Annotated in this window: 17 protein-coding genes; 7 read left to right on the top strand and 10 right to left on the bottom strand. The window is 72.9% G+C overall.

Features of this window, described 5'->3' with window-relative positions; all coding sequences use genetic code 11:
* The first annotated feature begins 44 nt into the window (after positions 1–44).
* Positions 45–701: a hypothetical protein gene (locus tag Q0817_RS11510; protein WP_298587522.1), complete on the top strand. Its 657-nt coding sequence runs from the start codon at positions 45–47 to the stop codon at positions 699–701.
* Between the two features lie 120 nt (positions 702–821).
* Here the strand turns inward: Q0817_RS11510 and Q0817_RS11505 are convergent, their stop codons facing one another.
* The 8 genes from Q0817_RS11505 to Q0817_RS11470 form a co-directional block, all read right to left on the bottom strand.
* Positions 822–1,499, bottom strand: coding sequence for an MOSC domain-containing protein (locus Q0817_RS11505; RefSeq protein ID WP_298587519.1), 678 nt, complete (start codon positions 1,497–1,499; stop codon positions 822–824).
* Positions 1,496–1,888, bottom strand: a complete 393-nt coding sequence (locus Q0817_RS11500; protein WP_298587516.1) for a monovalent cation/H(+) antiporter subunit G — start codon at positions 1,886–1,888, stop codon at positions 1,496–1,498. Before Q0817_RS11500 ends, Q0817_RS11505 begins: the two co-directional genes overlap by 4 nt.
* Positions 1,889–1,890: 2 nt before the next feature.
* A complete protein-coding gene (locus tag Q0817_RS11495) occupies positions 1,891–2,148 on the bottom strand; it encodes a monovalent cation/H+ antiporter complex subunit F (RefSeq protein WP_298587513.1) in 258 nt (85 codons plus the stop codon).
* Positions 2,145–2,513: a Na+/H+ antiporter subunit E gene (locus tag Q0817_RS11490; protein WP_298587510.1), complete on the bottom strand. Its 369-nt coding sequence runs from the start codon at positions 2,511–2,513 to the stop codon at positions 2,145–2,147. Before Q0817_RS11490 ends, Q0817_RS11495 begins: the two co-directional genes overlap by 4 nt.
* A 5-nt stretch (positions 2,514–2,518) precedes the next feature.
* On the bottom strand, positions 2,519–4,024 hold the full coding sequence (locus Q0817_RS11485) for a monovalent cation/H+ antiporter subunit D family protein (RefSeq protein WP_298587506.1): 1,506 nt from the start codon (positions 4,022–4,024) through the stop codon (positions 2,519–2,521).
* The gene (locus Q0817_RS11480; protein ID WP_298587503.1) at positions 4,021–4,476 is read right to left on the bottom strand and encodes a sodium:proton antiporter; all 456 of its coding nucleotides are present in this window, start codon (positions 4,474–4,476) and stop codon (positions 4,021–4,023) included. Before Q0817_RS11480 ends, Q0817_RS11485 begins: the two co-directional genes overlap by 4 nt.
* Complete coding sequence (locus Q0817_RS11475) at positions 4,476–7,406, bottom strand: DUF4040 family protein (RefSeq protein WP_298587500.1); 2,931 nt, start codon at positions 7,404–7,406, stop codon at positions 4,476–4,478. Before Q0817_RS11475 ends, Q0817_RS11480 begins: the two co-directional genes overlap by 1 nt.
* A gap of 90 nt (positions 7,407–7,496) precedes the next feature.
* On the bottom strand, positions 7,497–7,883 hold the full coding sequence (locus Q0817_RS11470; protein ID WP_298587497.1) for a hypothetical protein: 387 nt from the start codon (positions 7,881–7,883) through the stop codon (positions 7,497–7,499).
* A 112-nt stretch (positions 7,884–7,995) separates the two neighbouring features.
* On the opposite strand from Q0817_RS11470, the gene Q0817_RS11465 reads away from it, so the two are divergent.
* The 3 genes from Q0817_RS11465 to Q0817_RS11455 all read left to right on the top strand — a co-directional run bounded on the left by Q0817_RS11465 (position 7,996) and on the right by Q0817_RS11455 (position 11,612).
* On the top strand, positions 7,996–8,817 hold the full coding sequence (locus Q0817_RS11465) for an NAD-dependent deacylase (protein WP_298587494.1): 822 nt from the start codon (positions 7,996–7,998) through the stop codon (positions 8,815–8,817).
* A gap of 184 nt (positions 8,818–9,001) precedes the next feature.
* A complete protein-coding gene (locus tag Q0817_RS11460; RefSeq protein WP_298587491.1) occupies positions 9,002–9,841 on the top strand; it encodes an aldo/keto reductase in 840 nt (279 codons plus the stop codon).
* Between the two features lie 247 nt (positions 9,842–10,088).
* A complete protein-coding gene (locus tag Q0817_RS11455; RefSeq protein WP_298587488.1) occupies positions 10,089–11,612 on the top strand; it encodes a peptide MFS transporter in 1,524 nt (507 codons plus the stop codon).
* 22 nt (positions 11,613–11,634) lie between these two features.
* On the opposite strand, the gene Q0817_RS11450 is transcribed toward Q0817_RS11455, so the two are convergent.
* Complete coding sequence (locus tag Q0817_RS11450) at positions 11,635–12,714, bottom strand: nitronate monooxygenase (protein WP_298587485.1); 1,080 nt, start codon at positions 12,712–12,714, stop codon at positions 11,635–11,637.
* Between the two features lie 128 nt (positions 12,715–12,842).
* On the opposite strand from Q0817_RS11450, the gene Q0817_RS11445 reads away from it, so the two are divergent.
* From Q0817_RS11445 to Q0817_RS11435, 3 genes are all read left to right on the top strand, one after another.
* Positions 12,843–14,306: an APC family permease gene (locus Q0817_RS11445; protein WP_298587482.1), complete on the top strand. Its 1,464-nt coding sequence runs from the start codon at positions 12,843–12,845 to the stop codon at positions 14,304–14,306.
* A gap of 48 nt (positions 14,307–14,354) precedes the next feature.
* The gene (locus Q0817_RS11440) at positions 14,355–14,744 is read left to right on the top strand and encodes a universal stress protein (RefSeq protein ID WP_298587479.1); all 390 of its coding nucleotides are present in this window, start codon (positions 14,355–14,357) and stop codon (positions 14,742–14,744) included.
* 127 nt (positions 14,745–14,871) lie between these two features.
* Positions 14,872–17,112, top strand: a complete 2,241-nt coding sequence (locus Q0817_RS11435) for an efflux RND transporter permease subunit (RefSeq protein WP_298587477.1) — start codon at positions 14,872–14,874, stop codon at positions 17,110–17,112.
* 243 nt (positions 17,113–17,355) lie between these two features.
* Here Q0817_RS11435 and Q0817_RS11430 read toward each other — a convergent pair whose 3' ends face one another.
* The gene (locus Q0817_RS11430; RefSeq protein WP_298587472.1) at positions 17,356–18,189 is read right to left on the bottom strand and encodes a phosphatase PAP2 family protein; all 834 of its coding nucleotides are present in this window, start codon (positions 18,187–18,189) and stop codon (positions 17,356–17,358) included.
* Between the last annotated feature and the right edge of the window lie 23 nt (positions 18,190–18,212).

Raw genomic sequence — 18,212 nt, 5'->3', positions numbered from 1 at the left:
CATCATGGGAACGCGGCCGCCGAGCGCGCCCCATAATGGAACCCATGGACTCCCTCGGCACCTGGCCCCGGCCCGTTCCCGCGGACGATCGCGACTTCGACGTCCAGGTCATGCGGCGGCTGCGCACCGCCTCCGGCGACGACGGGGCGCCCGACCGTCCCTCCGTGGGCGAGCGCCTGGGCACCTCGCTGCTGCTCGTGGTCCCGGTGCTGAGCGCGCTCGCCGTGGTCCTGCTGTGGCAGCAGTGGTCCCGGTCCGGCTCGGTGCTGTTCCTCGCCCTCGTCGCCGTGGTGCTCGTGGCCACGGCCCTGTGGTGGACGGCCCGGCTCAGGCGTGCCTTCACGACCGCGCAGGGCCGGCTGGGCTCCCGCCTGGCGAACGTCGTGGACCACGGCGTGGGCGTCGTCCGGGAGCTCGTGCTCGAACCGCTCGGCGAGGACGCAGCCGCCACCGGGGACGCGTCCGGGGACGGCGGTCGTGTCCGGGCCCGGCTCGAGCTGTCCGTGACCCCGGTGCGGGGCGACCGGTTCAGCACGGTCGTGGAGGCCCTCTACGACGCCGAGGCCGCGCTCCTCCTGGAGGTCGGCTCGCACGGGCCTGTCCGCTTCCTGCGCGACGACCCGGCGGGGACCACCGTGATCGACACCCGGCTCTCCGAGGAGCAGGTCGCGCAGGTCTACCGGGGCGCGGCCCTCAACTGACGATGCGGATGCTTCCGCAGCCCCGGCGGTCACGGGCTGCGGCGCCGGCCGTCACCGCAGGGCCCGCGCGGTCCCCCGTGCGGTCTCCCGTGCGGGCGGCGGTGTCCTGCTGCGGCCCGCTCATCCGCCGCGCCGGGCGGCCGCCCGCTGCTCCTCCTCGACCCGCCGCCGGAGCTGCTCGCACAGGTCCTCCCCCGCGCGCAGCAGCCGCGGCAGCAGTTCTCGTTCGGTGGTCTGCGCCCGGAAGGCGTCGGCCACGCCCACCCCGTGCCCGGCGCGGCGGACCAGCTCGACCGGCAGACCGGCCCGCACCGTGCCCGGGGACAGGACCTTGAGGTAGGCCCCGGAGCGGCCCCGCTCGGTGAACCGGCGCAGCCAGCCGCGCACCTCCATGCTCGCGCGGAACGTCCCGCAGGGGATGCGCGCGTCCGTGACCTGCAGCAGCACCTCGCCGATCCGCCAGACGTCGCCCAGCCGCGCTCCGTCCACGTCGAAGCCCGAGAGCGTGAGGTTCTCCCCGAAGAAGCCGTCGGGGATGTCCCGGCCCAGCTCCCGCTCCCAGAAGTCCAGCTCCTCGCGCGCGAACGCGTACACCGCCTGGTCGGTGCCGCCGTGGTACTTGCCGTCGCCGATGAAGTCGCCGGCCAGGCCCGAGCCGAGCCCGCCCCGGCGCGGCCCCGGGTCGCAGACCTCCACCGGACCGTCCACGGGGCGCTTGCGAATGCCCGTGGGCCGGTTCCGCCGGGCGGGGTTCTCCTCCGCACGGCCGACGTTGACGCTCTCGACGTGGGCGGTCATGAGCGGCCCTCCTTCCCGGGACCCGGAGCCCCCTCGGTGCGCTCCTCGAGCTCGTTGTGGTGGGTCGGAGAATACACCGCCGAGCCGATCAGGTAGCCCGACCGGACGACCGCCATGGCCCCCACGGAGGAGGTCACGAGCTGGAGCAGCACCGCGGCCATCAGCTTGACCGCGGTCGTGACGCCCGGGACGAAGAAGAAGACGCCCAGGAGGATGAGGGCGACGCCCACGCCGGCGGCGGTGGCCACGGCCGAGGACCGGGTGTAGAGGTCGGGCAGCCGCACGATGCCCACCATGGCGGTGAGGAACACCAGGGAGCCGAGCACGATCAGCACCTGGCCGGTGACGCTCATCCAGAGGTGCTCGTGCAGGACGGGGTCGAAGACCATGCTCACCGTCTCCCGTTGGTCAGGGCCCGGGCGAGGGAGACCGTGGCCAGGAGGCCCACCAGCGTCGCCACGAGCACCAGGTCGAACACGGCCCGGCTGCCCACCAGGACCCCCAGCAGGGCGATCAGCCCGATCACCGAGAAGAACAGCAGGTCCGAGGCGATCACGCGGTTGGCGTCGTTGGGGCCCACGAACATGCGGACGCCGGCGACCACGACGGAGGCCGTCAGCACCAGCACACCGAAGAGGATGCCGATCACGGGGGTGCTCCTTCCACTCGGACCGCGTGCAGCAGGCGGCCCTCGAACTCGCGGAGCCGGCGCCGGGCGGAGTCCGGCTCGTTGTCGTACATGACGTGCACGTAGAGGTCGTAGCCCGGGGGCCGCCCGTCCTCGTCCCCGGCACGGGCGGCGGTGGCGAGGGTCAGGGTTCCCGGGGTCAGGGAGATGAGCACCGCCAGCGTGGCGGTCTCGAACTCGCTGCGGCACCGGGTCCGGATGCGCACGACGATCGGTGACGACCGCTGCTGCACGGTGAACACATCGTGCATCACCGTGAGGTTGGAGACCAGGACCTCCCTGGTGAACCACAGCAGGAACCCCACGATGCGGGGCAACCACGTCACCCACTTCACGTCCTGATCACCGCCTCCACGTACGCCCGGGGGTCGACCAGCCCGTCGGCCGCCACGGCGGCGACCCCCAGGAGCAGCTCTCCGCCCACGCCGAACGTCAGGGTCACCAGGACCAGGACCAGCGCCGGCGCCACGAGCGGCGCGGGGATGCGCGGCTTCCGCGCGCCGACGGTCCCGAGGACCTCCCGCGCCGAGTCCTCGGGCTCGCCCAGGAACATCTTCCCCCAGACCTTGAGCATGGACAGCAGCGTGAAGAGGCTCACGACCACCGCCACCGCCGCCACCGCCGTCCGCCCCTCCCCGAAGGCGGCGAGCACGAGGGACAGCTTGGCCACGAAGCCCGAGAACGGCGGCAGGCCCACCAGCGACATGGCCGCCGTGAAGAAGACGACCGCGGTCAGGGGCTCGCGCCTGAGCAGCCCCGTGACGTGGCCCAGCGGATAGCGCCCGTAGCCGATCTCGACCGCGCCGATCGACAGGAACAGCGAGGCCTTCACGACCGTGTGGTGCAGCAGGTAGAAGATCCCGGCGGTCAGGCCCGCCGCGCCGAAGAGGGCGACGCCCAGCAGGATGTAGCCGATCTGGCTGACCATGTGGAAGGCCAGCACGCTGCGGGCGTCCTGCTCGCCCACCGCCCCGAGCACCCCCACGACCATCGTCACGGAGAACAGCACGAGACCGACCCACAGGAACTCCTCCGCGCCGTCGAACACCACGGCGTAGATCCGGTAGATCGCGTAGATCGCCACCTTGGTGTGCAGCCCGGAGAAGAGGGCCGTGACCGTGGGGGACATGAACGGGTAGGTCCGGGCGAGCCAGCCGTGCACGGGCACCACGGCCGCCTTGACGGACAGGGCGAAGAGCACGACCGCGACCGCGATCGCCACCGCGGAGTCCTCCGTGGCGCGGCCGGAGAGCTCGGCCAGGTTCACGGTGCCGGCGACGCCGTAGACGAGGGCGACCCCGGCCACCAGCACGGTCGAGGCCAGCAGGTTGACCGTCACGTAGATTCGCGCGGACGTCACCTGCATCAACCGCCCGCGGCCCCGGTGGGCGAGGATGATCAGCCCGTACGAGGGCAGGAGCATCGTCTCGACGAACACGAACAGGTTGAACAGGTCCGCCGTCAGCAGCGCCCCGTTGAACCCGGCGGTCAGCACGAGCACCAGGGGCGCGAAGAACCGCTTGCGCGCCTGCTGGGAGACCACCCCGAACCACGCGCAGACCAGGGTGAGGCTGCCCGTCATCGCGAGCATCAGCGCCGTGAGCATGTCGGCGGCGAAGGGGATGGACACCCCCAGGGGCCACTGGCCCACGGCGTGGGCGAGCACGGTCGGGCCGTCCCGCAGGTCGGTCACGAGCCACAGGGACGCCACGACGTCCACCCCGAGCACGCCCAGCAGCGTGGTCCGGCTGAGGCCACGGGGGTCGCCCAGCAGCACGAGCGCTCCCGCCGCGAGCAGCGGGACGACGACGAACAGCGGGAGCAGGTCCGCGCTCATGGGCGACCACCCGGGGGCCTTCTCCTCCTGGACGAGTGGCTGCCGGTGCGGCGCACGGCACGGGGGCCGAGCTCGTCGGCGGGGAGCGCCGTGGACCCGCCGGCGTCCTCGATGAAGGTGGGGGTCTCCATCTCCCGGCCGGTGAGCTCGAGGTCGGTGTCGTCGTCGGCGTCGCCGGTCACCGCGAGCACCAGCAGATAGATCGTCACGGCGAACGAGATGACGATGGCGGTCAGCACGAAGGCCTGGGGCAGAGGATCGGCCGTGGTCGCCGGATCAGGGCTGCCCCCGAGCGCCTCACCGCGCCGGTCGGCCCCACCGGCGGCGAGGATGATCAGGTTCACGCCGTGGTTGAGGAACATGAAGCCGATGACCACGCGGACCATGCCCCGGCGCAGCATCATGAACACTCCTCCGGCGACGAGCACGCCGACGGTCAAGGCGATCGCCATCAGTGCCCCTCTCCGGCGGCAGGGCCCGCTCCGCGGAAGGGGTCCGGGCGTTCCGGAAGCGGCGGGCGGGTGCGGTCCTGCTCGTCGTGCACCGTGCCGACGGGCGCCGTCTCGCGGCTGTGCGGTTTGGACGTGGTGGTCGTGGCGGGGGGCCCGGAGTGCAGCACCGAGGAGGCGGAGCCCGCGTGGCGCAGGGGAAGGGGCTCCTTCTCGTCGACGCCGAGCCGGCTGATGGCGGCGACGATCACCCCGACCACGGCGAGGTAGACGCCGACGTCGAAGACGAGCGCCGTGGTGACGTGGATTCCGAGCACGTCGACGTGCAGCGGGCGGAGGAAGGATCCCTCGAGCAGGCCCAGCAGCCCGACCACGACGGCGACCACGACACCCGCGCCGATGAACCGCGTGTAGGGCAGGCGCATGCGGCTGACGCGGTCGTCGGGGGCTGTGAGGTAGACCAGGGCGATGCCGGCGGCGCCGATCAGGGCGGAGATGAACCCTCCGCCGGGGGCGTTGTGCCCGCGCAGCAGGAAGAAGAGGGACAGTGCCACGATGACGGGGCCCAGGGTGCGGGCGGTGACCCGGAGGACCACCATGTTGTCCCGGGGGCTGCGGATCGGGGAGGCGTCCGGTTCGGTGATGGGGCTCGGCCGCTTGGGGAGCAGGCCGCGGGACTCGATGGCCACCACGATCGCGATGCCGGCCACGCCCAGCACCGTCAGCTCGCCGAGGGTGTCCAGGGCCCGGAAGTCCACGAGGATCGTGTTGACCACGTTCGTGCCGCCCGTCTGCTCCTCGCCCTCCTCGAGGAAGTACCTCCCGGCGGGGGACAGCGCCCGCCGGTCCGTGAGCAGCCAGGTGGCGGCCGCCGCGCCCGCGCCCACCAGGACCGCCACGGCCGCCGCCACCCACCCCCGGACCTCGCCGGTGCGGTGGAACGTGGAGGGCAGCCGGTTGAGGAGCAGGACGATGACCACCACGGTGAGCACCTCCACGAGCAGCTGCGTCAGGGCCACATCGGTGGCCCCGAGGGCGTAGAACCACAGGGCGACCGCGAAGCCGACGTCGCCCGCGATGGTCAGCAGTCCCACCCGGCTGCGGGCCCGCAGGGCGAGGGCCACCCCGATGAGCACGAGGACCAGCAGGACCCAGTCCGTGACGGTGGACGGGTCGCCGTAGAGACCGGGCACCTCCACCGTCAGCAGGCCCACCGCGGCCAGGGCCACGAGCGAGACGACGGGCGGCATCAGGTGCCGGCGGGGCACGTCGGAGCGGGTGGGCCGGCCGACCTGCTCCCCCAGGGCGATGGATCCGCGGCGGAAGGCCTCCACCACGGCGACGCCGGTCACGGGGAACGACCGCCGCCCCAGGACACGGTCCACGGGCCGGCGCGCCAGGACGAGGGCGCCGCCGAGACCGAACACCGCCAGCGACATGAACAGCTCCGGGGACCACCCGTGCCACAGGCCCAGGTCCGGTTCGGCGCCGCTCCCGGCCACCGCGGTCGAGGCCGCCCCCAGCAGCGGTTCGGCCACGGAGCCCGCGAGCCCGAGGGCCGGTCCCGCCAGGGCGACCACGGCCACGGGCGCCAGGAAGGCCGCCGCGGCCTCCCTGGGCGCGTCCGCCGGGGCCCGGCCGGGCAGCACCGTGAGCATCCGCACCGAGTAGGCGAACGTGCAGGCCGCGGCGAGCACCGCCACGGTTCCCACGAGCCACACGGCCGCGTCCGGGGCGGGGCTGTGCGCCATGGCCTTGAACATCGCCTCCTTGGAGACGAAGCCGAGCAGCGGGGGCAGGCCCGCCATCGAGGCCGCGGCGAGGACCATGATCCCCGCGGTCGCGGGCATCGTGCGGGCCAGCCCGGACAGTGCCCGGATGTCGCGGGTGCCGGCCTGGTGGTCGATCACCCCGACGGCCATGAACAGCGCCGACTTGAACAGCGCGTGCGCCGCCACGTGGACGGCGGCGCCGACGGCTGCGTACTCGGTGCCGATGCCGATGGTCGCCGTCAGGAAGCCCAGCTGGCTCACCGTCGAGTAGGCCAGCAGCTCCTTGAGGTCGTGGCGCTGCAGCGCGAGAACCGCTCCCATCAGCGCCGTGAGCAGACCGACCGACACGAGCAGGACGTTCCACACCGGCACCGCGTGCAGCGCCTCCGTGAAACGGAGCATGAGGTAGATGCCGGCCTTCACCATCGCCGCCGCGTGCAGGTACGCGCTCACCGGCGTGATCGCGACCATCGCGTCCGGCAGCCAGGCGTGGAACGGGAACTGCGCGGACTTGGTGAAGGCCGCCAGGGCCACGAGCACGGCGACCACCGCGGCGAGGCCGGGGGACGCGTCCCACACGTCGTCCGCCAGCACGGCGCTGAGCCGGGTGGTCCCCGTCGCGGCCCACATGACGGCCACCGCGGTGAGCAGGCACAGCCCGCCGGCCGCGGTGACCAGGAACGTCCGGATCGCGGGGTCGCGGCCCTCCGGCCCGGAGCGGGCGATCAGCAGGAACGAGCACAGCGTGGTGAGCTCCCACGCCACGAACAGGACCACGAGGTCGTCGGCGAGGACCAGCGCGAGCATCGCCGCCGCGAAGAACGTCATCAGGGTGTAGAAGGACGCGTGGCCGCCGCTGCCCAGGTAGCGGCTCGACCAGGCGACGACCACCGCGCCGATCACCAGCACGAGGAGCCCGAAGAGCAGCCCGAGCCCGTCGAGGCGCAGGCCGAGGGAGATTCCGAGGGTGGGCATCCACGGGACCTGCTGGACCACGCCCCCCGGGTCCGCCCGGTCGTCCCACACAGCCACGAGACCACCCGCGAGGGCGAGCAGACCCACGGCGAGCGGCCAGCCGGCGTTCCGGCCCGCGCGGCGGCCGAGCACACCGGCCGCGGGCACCAGGAGAACCGCGAGAGCGAGGATGACGAGGAGGGACACGCCTGGCAACCGTCCGGTCGAAGGGAGGGAACGAGGTGGGCGGACCCGGCGGAGGCCTCGGTGCGGGACCCGGAACGGGCCCGCCCGGTGTCAGCGTCGCGGTTTCACGGGGCTCGAGCCCGCCGAGGGGACGACCGGAGTGGCCTGCGTCTCGGCCTCCGGCTCGTCGGCCGTCCGGTCCTCCACTCGCTCGGGACGGGCCGGGGGCGCCTGGCCCTCGTGCTCGCCGCCGTGGTCGTCGGCGCCGGTGCGGCGGGAGGGCAGGGACGGACGGCGGCGACCGGTCGTGCCGGGCGCGCGCGGGGTGTCGTCGATCTCGGTGACGGACACGGCCATCGCGTTGAGCGCGAGGCCGGCGAGCACGAACAGCCACGCCGCCACGGGGTACCACGCCAGGCCGAGGACCACTCCGACCACGACGAGGGCGATGGAGGTCAGGTAGGCGGGGGTCAGAACGCGCTGGACGTTGAACTTCATGGGTTCCATTCCACCACGCGCGCGCGGGGATCGACCAACGCGGCCGGGCGTTTCTCCGCGCCGGCCCGGGCGGTCCTGGTCCGGGGGCCTCCTGGCGTATACCGTCGGCGGCATGGACGACCTCGACCCCGAGCTGCTCGAGCTGGCGCGCTCCGCCCGCACCGTGACCGTGCTCTCCGGCGCCGGGATGTCGGCGGAGAGCGGGGTGCCCACCTTCCGCGACGCCGGCACCGGGCTGTGGGCCCGCTGGTCCCCCGAGGAGCTGGCCACTCCCGAGGCGTGGGACGCCGACCCCGAGCTCGTCTGGTCCTGGTACCTCTGGCGGGCCCGTCAGGTGCGCCGGCTCCGCCCGAACGCCGGGCACCGGGCGATCGCCCGGTGGGCGGAGAGGGCCCGCGTCCACGTGGTCACCCAGAACGTCGACGACCTCCACGAGCGGGCGGGCTCCACGGTCCTCGCCCACCTGCACGGCAGTCTGTTCGCCTTCCGCTGCTCCGTCTGCGACGCCCCGTTCCCGGATCGCCTCGTCACCGGCCTGTCCGCGCGGACCGGTCGGGAGCGCTCGCCCGGCCCCGAGGAGCCCGCCCGCGAACGGCCCCCGGCGTGCCGCGCCTGCGGCGGTCCGGTGCGACCCGCTGTCGTGTGGTTCGGGGAGCTGCTGCCCGAGGGTGCCATGGACCGGGCCGCCTCGGCCGTCGCGGCGGCGGACCTCGTGCTCGTCGTGGGCACCTCCGGGCTGGTGCAGCCCGCCGCGTCCCTGCCGCTCCTCGCCGCCGGCCGCGGCACACCCGTGGTCGAGGTCAACCCCGAGGACACCGCGCTCACCCCGCACGCGGACCGGACCGTGCGGGCCGGCTCCGCCGAGGCGCTGCCACGGCTGCTGGCCCCGCCGGACGACCGCCCGGCGGTCCGGCCCACGGGCGCCGACCGCTGACTGCCGGCGGCTCGCCGCCGGCAGCTGGGCGCCGTGCGCCGATTGCTGAGAGCAGAAAGCACGCTGTCCTTCTTGTCAGCGCGCGGCGTCGGTTGGAGACTGATCGACGGACACCGGGCCCGGGTGCTCTGTTCCCGGCCCTCATCGACAGCCCCCGGCTGTCCCCCCACGAAAGGCACGGTCCATGACCCAGTCCACGACGCAGTCCCCGACCCTCACCCTGCACGACGGCAACACCATCCCGCAGCTCGGCTACGGCGTGTGGCAGGTCGACGCCGACATCGCCGAGGACGTGGTGGGACAGGCCCTCGAGGCCGGCTACCGCCACATCGACACCGCCATGATCTACGGCAACGAGGAGGGCGTGGGCCGGGCGATCGCGAACAGCGGCATCCCGCGCGACGAGATCTTCGTGACCACCAAGCTGTGGAACGACGACCACGGCCACGAGTCCGCGCTGAAGGCGATCGACGCCTCGCTGGAGCGTCTCGGCCTGGACCACGTGGACCTGTACCTCATCCACTGGCCCACGCCGAAGCGCGGCAAGTACGTGGAGACCTGGAAGGCCTTCCAGGAGATCCGGGACAGCGGCAAGGCCCGGTCCATCGGCGTCTCCAACTTCCCGCGCGAGGAGCTGCAGGAGATCATCGACGCGACGGGCGTGGTCCCCGTGGTGAACCAGGTGGAGCTGCACCCCTACTTCAACCAGTCCGCGCTGCGGGACGTCAACGCCTCCCACGGCATCCTGACCGAGGCGTGGTCCCCGCTGGGCCAGGGCGGTGACCTGCTGAAGGACCCGGCGATCGATGCGATCGCCCGCAAGCACGGCGCCACCCCGGGGCAGGTCATCATCGCCTGGCACCTGGCGATCGGCAACGTGGTCTTCCCCAAGACCGTCACCCCGGAGCGGATCCGCGAGAACCACGAGGCCCTCGACGTCCGCCTGGACGACGAGGACGTCCAGGCGATCAGCGGCCTCGACAACGGTGGGCGGATCGGCTCGGACCCGAAGGACTTCAACTGATCCGAGGCTCCCTCCCGGCGACGCCCGGGACCGCGGTGGGTGCACCGCGGTCCCGGGCGTCGCCCGTGGTGCCCCCGGCACGGCCGACCGCGGGGCGGCCGGACAGAGCGCGGCCGGACAGAGCGCAGCCGGGAGGAGTGCGGCCGGAGGAAGGACAGGCGGGAGCAGTGCGGCCGAGGGGTGCGCGCCGGCCGGGGCCGGCGCACCGATTGGTGCTCGGCCGGCCGGCAGGTCGATCATGGACCGCATGACCTCCCAGACCCCCCGCGCGACGGAGGACGCTACCAGCGTCCCCGGCCCGCGCGAGCACCACGACTCTCCCGGCACGGACCTCCCCCGCTCCGACGGCCGGGCCTTCTTCGGCCAGCCCCGCATGCTCGCGAACCTGTTCAGCGTCGAGCTGTGGGAGCGCTTCTCCTTCTACGGCATGCAGGGCATCGTCCTGCTGTACATGTACTTCGCCGCGACCGAGGGCGGACTGGGCATCGACCGCTCCACGGCCGCGGGCATCGTGGGCGCCTACGGCGGCGCCGTCTACCTGTTCGCCATCCTGGGCGGGTGGGTGGCCGACCGGCTGCTCGGCTCCGAGCGGACGATGTTCCTCAGCGGCGTCCTCATCATGGCCGGCCACGTCTCGCTGGCCCTCGTTCCCGCGGTCGCGGGCCTCACGATCGGCCTGGTCCTCATCGCCGTCCGGTCGGGCGGGCTCAAGGCCACGATCACCAACCTGGTGGGCGCCCTCTACGACCGCCGGGATCCCCGCCGCGACGCCGGCTTCTCGATCTTCTACATGGGTGTGAACATCGGCGGGCTCCTCGGGCCGCTCCTGACGGGCTTCGCGCAGAAGACCTGGGGCTTCCACCTCGGCTTCGGTCTCGCCGCGATCGGCATGGCCTTCGGCCTGACCCAGTACGCGCTCGGCCGCAGAAGGCTCCCCGCCGAGGTCCACCACGTGCCCAACCCCCTGCCGCGCGAGCAGTACGGGAAGTGGGCGGGGATCGCCGTGGCGGCGATCGCCGTCGTCGTGGCCGCCGTCCTCACGGGGGCCCTGAACGCGGCCAACCTGGCCGACGTCGTCGTGGGCGTGATCGTGGTGGCGGCCGTGGCGCTGTTCGTCCTCCTGCTCACGAGCCAGAAGGTCGACGACGACGAGCGCTCCCGCGTGCGGGCGTTCATCCCGCTGTTCATCGGCTCGGCCGCGTTCTGGGCACTGTTCCAGCAGCAGTTCACGGTGATCACCATCTACTCCGACACCCGCCTGGACCGGGCGCTGGGCGACTGGACCATGCCGATCTCTTGGGTCCAGTCCTTCAACCCCCTGTTCATCATCCTGCTCGCCCCGGTGTTCGCGGTCCTGTGGACGAAGCTCGGGAACCGCCAGCCCGCCACGCCCACCAAGTTCGGCCTGGGCATCGTGCTGATGGGATCGGCCTTCCTGATCTTCCTGCCCATGGTCGGGGTGTCCTCGGTGCCCGTCCTGTGGGCCGCGCTGATCCTGCTGGTCGCCACCCTGGGCGAGCTGATGATCTCCCCCGTGGGCCTGTCGCTGTCCACCCGGCTGGCTCCGCGTGCCTATCCCGTGCTGATGGTCGCCCTCTTCTACCTGTCGGTGGCCCTGGGCACGGCCCTGTCCGGTGCGCTGGCCGGCTACTACAGCGAGCAGACCGAGGCCGCGTACTTCGGGACGCTGGGCGCCGTGACGATGGTCATCGGCGCCACCCTGCTCGTGCTGTCCGGCTGGATCCGGCGGATGATGCGCGGGGTGCGCTGACGTCCGTGCCGGGCCCCCTCCGTCAGGATCCGGACGGCGCGCGGAGGATGCCGCGCACCACCTCGGCGGCGGGCACCTCCCGGGCCGCCGCGAACTGCGGACCGGCCCACAGCGCGATGGCCTCGGGGTCACCGGCCTGCGCCGCGGCCGCTCGGAGGGGCTTGGTCAGCTGGTTGACCTGTGGATATGCCGCTGGAGCAATATTCGTGAAGCGGTCGATGAAACCGTTGCGCACCCCTCGTGCCAGCCGGCCCGAGAACGCCCGGGTCACGGCCGTCTCCGTGTAGCGGCCCGAGCCGAGGGCCTCCCGGTACGCGGCGGAGGTCCCCGCCTCGTGCGTGCGCAGCAGCAGCGTGCCGAGCTGGACGGCGTCCGCACCGGCGGCCCGGACGGTGTCCGCCTCCGCCGCGGAGGCGATGCCGCCCGCGGCCACGATCGGGACGTCCACGGCGGCGCGGACCGCGGCGACGAGCTCGGTCAGGGGCTCCTCGCCCGGGACGTCCTCCGCTCGGTGGGTGCCCCGGTGCCCGCCGGCGTCCGGGCCCTGGACCGTCAGCAGGTGGGCACCGGCCCGCACCGCGGCCTCGGCCTCCGGCACCGAGGTCACGGTCACGGACGTCGTGGTGCCCACCGCCGCGAGCCGCTCCAGCACGGAGGCCGAGGGCAGACCGAAGGTGAACGAGACGACCGGCACCCGCAGCTCCTCGACGAGCTCGAGCTTGGCCGCCCATCCGTCGTCGTCCGCGGGATCCGTGTCCGGCAGCTCCACCCCGTACCGGCGGGCCGTGGCCCGCAGCTCCTCCCGGTAGGCGGCGACCGACAGGTGCACGGCGGGGTCGACCACCGTTCCCGGGGCCGCGGTGTTCGCGGCCTGCGGGACGAACAGGTTCACCCCGAAGGCGCCGGCGGTCAGCGACCGGACCTCCTCGACGTCCGCGCGGACACCCGCCACGGGACGGTTGCCGGCGGCCAGGAACCCCAGTCCGCCGGCGGCCGTGACCGCGGCGGCCAGCGCCGGGGTCGACGGTCCGCCGGCCATCGGGGCACCCAGGAACGGGAGGCGGAGATCGGTCAGCCGGAAGCGGCTCTGCGTGCTCGTCATGGTCCCAGGCTAGGAACACGGCGCGTTCCCGTCACCACCTGGGCCGGACACAGGACGTGGCATAGGCTGTGGCCACGATCACCGTCCGCCGGGGTCCGCAGCCCGTCACCACCGATTCGAGGCATCCGATGGCTCAGTCAGCCGACTCCCAGACCCGGTCCCGTCCGCAGCCCGAGCTCAAGCGCGTCATGGGCCCCGGCCTGCTCCTGCTGTTCATCGTGGGCGACATCCTCGGCACCGGCGTGTACGCCCTCACCGGCAACATCGCCGGCGAGATCGGCGGCGCCGCGTGGGCCCCGATCCTCGTGGCCTTCGTGGTGGCCACCATCACGGCGTTCTCCTACCTCGAGCTCGTGACCAAGTACCCCGGCGCCTCGGGCGCCGCGCTGTACACGCACAAGGCCTTCGGCATCCACTTCATCACCTTCCTGGTGACCTTCGCGGTGCTCAGCTCGGGCCTGACCTCCGCCTCGACGGCGGCCTCGGCCGTGGCCTCGAACTTCGCCCGCGGCTTCGGCCTCGAGGTGAACACCACGACCATCACCGTGATCGCCGTGATCTTCATCGCGATCCTCGCCGCCATCAACATCCGCGGCGTCACCGAGGGCCTCGCGTTCAACGTGGTGCTGACCTCCATCGAGCTCACCGGCCTGCTCATCGTCATCCTCGTGGGCTTCTGGGCCTCGTTCCAGGGCCAGGCCGACTTCAGCCAGACGATGGTCTTCGAGACCTCCGAGGACAAGGGCATCTTCCTGGCCCTCACCGCCGTCACCTCGCTCGCGTTCTTCTCCTTCGTGGGCTTCGAGGACTCCGTGAACATGGTCGAGGAGACCAAGGACCCCAGCCGCGACTTCCCGCGCGTGATGCTCTTCGGCCTGGGCCTGACGGGGGTCGTGTACATCCTGGTCTCCATCTTCACCGTGGCGGTCGTGCCCATCGGCGTGCTCGGCGAGTCGACCACGCCGCTGCTGGACATGGTCCGGATCGGCGCCCCCAACATCCCCATCGACACGATCTACCCGTTCCTGACGATCTTCGCCGTGGCCAACACCGCGCTGATCAACATGCTCATGGCCTCCCGGCTGCTCTACGGCATGGCCCGCCAGGGCGTGCTGCCGGACTTCCTCGGCCACGTCCTGCACGGCCGGCGCACCCCCTGGTCCGCCATCGTGTTCACGACCCTCCTGGCGATGGCCCTGATCGTCGTGATCAACAACCTCCTCGGCAGCGGAACGGCCAGCGCCCTCGGCGGCACCACGGCCCTCCTCCTCCTGGGTGTGTTCACCATCGTCAACATCGCGGCGATCATCCTGCGCAAGGACCACACCCCCACGCACGACTACTTCCACGCCCCCCGGGTCCTGCCCTACCTGGGCGCGGTCACCTGCGCCTACCTCGTGGGGCCGTGGGCGCAGGACCTCATCGAGTACCAGATCGCCGTGGTCCTGCTGCTGATCGGGCTGGGCCTGTGGATCGTCAACTTCCTCTACGACCGCCTGTTCCTCGGCCGCAAGGTGCGGTTCGAGCACCCTGAGGCCCTCGCCCGCATGGAGGACGAGCCCGAGGGGACCGACCCGCACCGCGGTCCCTGACCCGGCGGTCCTCCACACCCCTGCCGCGCCGCTACCCGAGGAGAACCCGTGACCGTCGTCGTCGGATACATGCCCACCGCCCCCGGACACGCGGCCCTGGACGCCGCCATCCTGGAGGCCGAGCGCCGCGGCACCGACCTGGTGGTGGTGCAGCCCCGGCCGAAGCGTCACCAGCCCCCCGAGGTGGGCGCGGACATCGACGTGGAGCAGGAGAAGCTCACGCGCTCCGGACTGAACTACGAGCTGCGGGAACCCGACCACGACAGCGACCCGGCCGACGTCATCCTCGACACCGCCCGTGACCACGAGGCCGAGCTCATCGTGCTGGGCATCCGGCGGCGATCTCCCGTGGGCAAGATCATCATGGCGAGCACGGCGCAGCGCGTCCTTCTCGAGAGCCCCTGCCCGGTGCTGTGCGTCAAGGCCGTCTACGACTGAGCCCGGGATTTTATTTCTGTTTTCGAAATATTAGTCTGGTCCCAGACCCCGGCGCCTCCGGTCCCGCGGTGGGGTCCGTCGGTCGCCGCGGCTCCGACCTGCTCCTGCCGCTCGTGAAAGGCCCGCCATGACCACCCCGGCCCCCACCGCGTCCCGTCCCGCCCCGTGGGCCGGGACCCCCGAGTCACCCGAACCCCCGCCCCGTTCCCGCTGGACCACGCTGCTGCGGATCCTGCTCCCGGCGCTGCTGATCGTCGGGTGGCTGGCGGTGGCGGGCGTGGGCGGTCCGTACTTCGGGAAGATCTCCGAGGTCTCCACCAACGACCAGTCGAGCTTCCTGCCCGAGTCCACCGAGTCCACCCGGGTCACGCAGCTGCAGGGCGAGTTCCGGGACGCGGAGGCGATCCCGGCGATCGTCCTCCTCGCCCGGGAGGGCGGGCTGACCGGCGCGGACCGGGCGTGGGCCGAGGAGGCCGCCGCCTCGGTGCAGGAGAGCGGACTGCCCGAGGGCGAGACCTCGCCCCTGATCCCCTCCGAGGACGGGGAGGCCCTCCAGCTCGTCGTGCCCCTGCCCGACGGCGAGGTCGTCGACGACGTCGAGGCGCTCTCGGACCGGTTCGAGACCGACCGGCCGGAGGGGCTGCAGAGCTACGTCACGGGCCCGGCCGGGTTCACGGCCGATCTCGTGGCCGGTTTCGAGGGCATCGACGGGCTCCTGCTGGGCGTGGCGCTGGCCGTGGTCTTCGTGATCCTCCTCGTGGTCTACCGGTCCCCCGTGCTGCCCGTCCTGGTCCTGCTGACCTCGGTCTTCGCCCTCAGCGCCGCCATCCTGGTCGTGTACTGGCTGGCGGCCAACGAGATCGTGACCATCAGCGGACAGGTGCAGGGCATCCTGTTCATCCTCGTGGTCGGCGCCGCCACCGACTACTCGCTGCTGTACACGGCCCGGTACCGGGACGCCCTGCTGCACCACCGGCGACGGGCGGAGGCCACCCGGGCGGCCCTCAAGGGCTCGGTCGAGCCGATCGTCGCCTCCGGCGCCACCGTCATCGCGGGTCTGCTGTGCCTGCTGCTCTCGGACCTCGCCTCGAACAAGGCGCTGGGCCCGGTGGCGTCCGTCGGCATCGTGATGTCCGTCCTGGCGGCGCTGACCTTCCTGCCCGCCGTCCTCTACGCCACGGGACGAGGGGCCTTCTGGCCGTTCCGCCCCCGGTACGACGCCTCGGGCGGGGAGCGCGTGCGCGTGGTCGAGCACGGGGCCGGCACCCGTCCGACCGTCGAGGGCCGGGGCGTGTGGGCCTCGGCGGCCCGGTTCGTGGCCCGGGCCCCGCGGGCGATCTGGGTGGTGACCACGGTGGTGCTCCTCGCCCTCGCCGGGTTCAGCACCCAGTTCCAGGCCTCGGGCGTGGAGCAGAGCGAGCTCGTGCTCGGCGAGTCCCCGGCCCGTGACGGCCAGGAGGCCCTCGCCCAGCACTTCCCCGGCGGCTCCGGCAGTCCCGCGGTCCTCCTGGTCCCGACCGGGTCCCTGGACGCCGCGGTCGAGGCGGTCGAGGGCACCGAGGGGGTCGCCGGCGTCGTCGCCGTCTCCAACGACTCCCCGTCCGGCACCCTGCCCCTCGGGGAGGACGCCCCGCCCCCGGCCGGGCCCTTCGCCGCGGCCGAGCCGACGGAGGCCCAGGGCCTCTACCAGCTGCAGGCCACGCTGTCCGACGCCGCCGACTCCCCCGAGGCCGAGCAGACCGTGCGGGAGCTGCGCGAGAACCTGCGCGCGGCCGACGCGGAGATCCTCGTGGGGGGCACCACGGCGACGAACATCGACACCAACGAGACCTCGATCGCCGACCGCACGCTCATCATCCCGGTGATCCTCGTGGTCATCACCCTGATCCTGATGCTGCTGCTGCGCTCCGTCCTGGCGCCGGTGCTGCTGATCCTCACGACCGTGGTCTCCTTCTTCACGGCCCTGGGCGTCTCCGCCCTGGTGTTCAACAACGTCCTGGACCTGCCCGGCGCGGACCCCTCGGTCCCGCTCTTCGGCTTCGTCTTCCTCGTGGCGCTGGGCATCGACTACAACATCTTCCTGATGTCCCGGGTGCGGGAGGAGTCGCTGGTCCACGGCACCCGGGCGGGCATCCTCCGGGGGCTCACCCTCACCGGCGGGGTGATCACCTCGGCCGGCATCGTGCTCGCGGCCACGTTCGCGGCGCTGGCCGTCATCCCGATCATGTTCCTGGTGCAGCTGGCGTTCATCGTGGCGTTCGGTGTGCTCCTGGACGCGCTGATCGTCCGGTCGCTGCTGGTGCCGGCCCTGACCTACGACATCGGCCGGGCCATCTGGTGGCCCTTCCACCGGCGGATCCAGCCCTGAGACGCGGCGGGGACGCCCCGGAGCCGAGGCTCCGGGGCGTCCCCGTCCGGCGATGTCCCGCAAGACCCTCCCCGGCTCTCGACGACCGCGCAGGATCCCGGTCTCCCGGGTCCGCGGACGTGCCGGCCGGGGTGCGGCCACGGTCCGGGGTTCGCCACGGCCCGCGGTCGCCACGGTCCGGGGGGTCGCCACAGCCCGCGGTCGCCACGGCCCGCGGTCGTCCGGACCGGTGCGGTCCGCGCGTCAGGCGGCGTGGTGGTCCGTCCGCCGGGCCACGACCGGCACCCGTGCGGTGTCGGGACGAACGTCCTCCACCGGGTCCTCCTGGGTGACGGGGTGCTGTTCGGCGTCGTGCCACGCCGCGTCCTCCTGCTGCCAGCCGAACCCGTAGGCGAGCGCGGGCACGAGGTGGTTGGCGAGGCCGCACCCCACGGCCAGACCCGCCCACGCGACGGGGAACGAGGCGAGGACGTCGAGGGGGTAGTGCACGCCCAGGTAGAGGCGGGACAGCCCGACCAGCACGGCCGTGCCCAGTCCCGCGACGAGGACGGCGGAGGCGAACCTCGACCGGCGCACCGCGAGGCAGAACGCCGCCGCGATGGCCAGAGCGGCTCCCGCGTGCCCGGAGGGGAAGGACGTGAGGCCGTCCACGAGGACGAGGGGCTCCGGGAACGCCGTGCTGTCCGGCCGGGGGCGGCCGACGGCGACCTTCACCATCCCGACCGCGGCCCAGCCGGAGAGCGCGGTGACGGCGAAGCCGGCGGCGTCCCAGGGGCGCCGGCGCGCGAGGGCGAGCCACGCGGTGAGAGCGGCGATGATCGCGAAGGCGCCCGGGGTGGAGAACGCGTGGTGGAGGACGAGTGCGAGTGCGTCGAGGACGCCGAGGCGTGCCGCGTCGAGCCGGTGCAGGACCTCGGTCTCCTGTGCCGCGACCCCCGGGGAGTACACCAGCAGCCGTCCCACCGTCGCCGTGACCAGCACGACGATGAAGGGGACGACCACCCACTGGTGCAGCTGGGGGAGGGACCAGGTGGAGCGGGCCGGCCGGGGGGAAGAGTGCTGCGCCGGAATTGCCATGCCCACCACCATGACACACGCCA

It is taken from the genome of uncultured Kocuria sp. (assembly GCF_947500125.1).
In the GTDB taxonomy this organism is placed as follows: Bacteria; Actinomycetota; Actinomycetes; order Actinomycetales; family Micrococcaceae; genus Kocuria.
Note: the sequence above shows the minus strand (reverse complement) of the source record. Positions and strands in the feature narration are given on the sequence as shown.

Excerpts from the sequence above, each read along its gene's own strand:
- Q0817_RS11510 (WP_298587522.1), top strand. The coding sequence starts at position 45 with ATGGACTCCCTCGGCACCTGGCCCCGGCCCGTTCCCGCGGACGATCGC.
- Q0817_RS11505 (WP_298587519.1), bottom strand. The coding sequence starts at position 1,499 with ATGACCGCCCACGTCGAGAGCGTCAACGTCGGCCGTGCGGAGGAGAAC.
- Q0817_RS11500 (WP_298587516.1), bottom strand. The coding sequence starts at position 1,888 with ATGGTCTTCGACCCCGTCCTGCACGAGCACCTCTGGATGAGCGTCACC.
- Q0817_RS11485 (WP_298587506.1), bottom strand. The coding sequence starts at position 4,024 with ATGAGCGCGGACCTGCTCCCGCTGTTCGTCGTCGTCCCGCTGCTCGCG.
- Q0817_RS11480 (WP_298587503.1), bottom strand. The coding sequence starts at position 4,476 with ATGGCGATCGCCTTGACCGTCGGCGTGCTCGTCGCCGGAGGAGTGTTC.
- Q0817_RS11470 (WP_298587497.1), bottom strand. The coding sequence starts at position 7,883 with ATGAAGTTCAACGTCCAGCGCGTTCTGACCCCCGCCTACCTGACCTCC.
- Q0817_RS11465 (WP_298587494.1), top strand. The coding sequence starts at position 7,996 with ATGGACGACCTCGACCCCGAGCTGCTCGAGCTGGCGCGCTCCGCCCGC.
- Q0817_RS11460 (WP_298587491.1), top strand. The coding sequence starts at position 9,002 with ATGACCCAGTCCACGACGCAGTCCCCGACCCTCACCCTGCACGACGGC.
- Q0817_RS11455 (WP_298587488.1), top strand. The coding sequence starts at position 10,089 with ATGACCTCCCAGACCCCCCGCGCGACGGAGGACGCTACCAGCGTCCCC.
- Q0817_RS11450 (WP_298587485.1), bottom strand. The coding sequence starts at position 12,714 with ATGACGAGCACGCAGAGCCGCTTCCGGCTGACCGATCTCCGCCTCCCG.
- Q0817_RS11445 (WP_298587482.1), top strand. The coding sequence starts at position 12,843 with ATGGCTCAGTCAGCCGACTCCCAGACCCGGTCCCGTCCGCAGCCCGAG.
- Q0817_RS11435 (WP_298587477.1), top strand. The coding sequence starts at position 14,872 with ATGACCACCCCGGCCCCCACCGCGTCCCGTCCCGCCCCGTGGGCCGGG.
- Q0817_RS11430 (WP_298587472.1), bottom strand. The coding sequence starts at position 18,189 with ATGGCAATTCCGGCGCAGCACTCTTCCCCCCGGCCGGCCCGCTCCACC.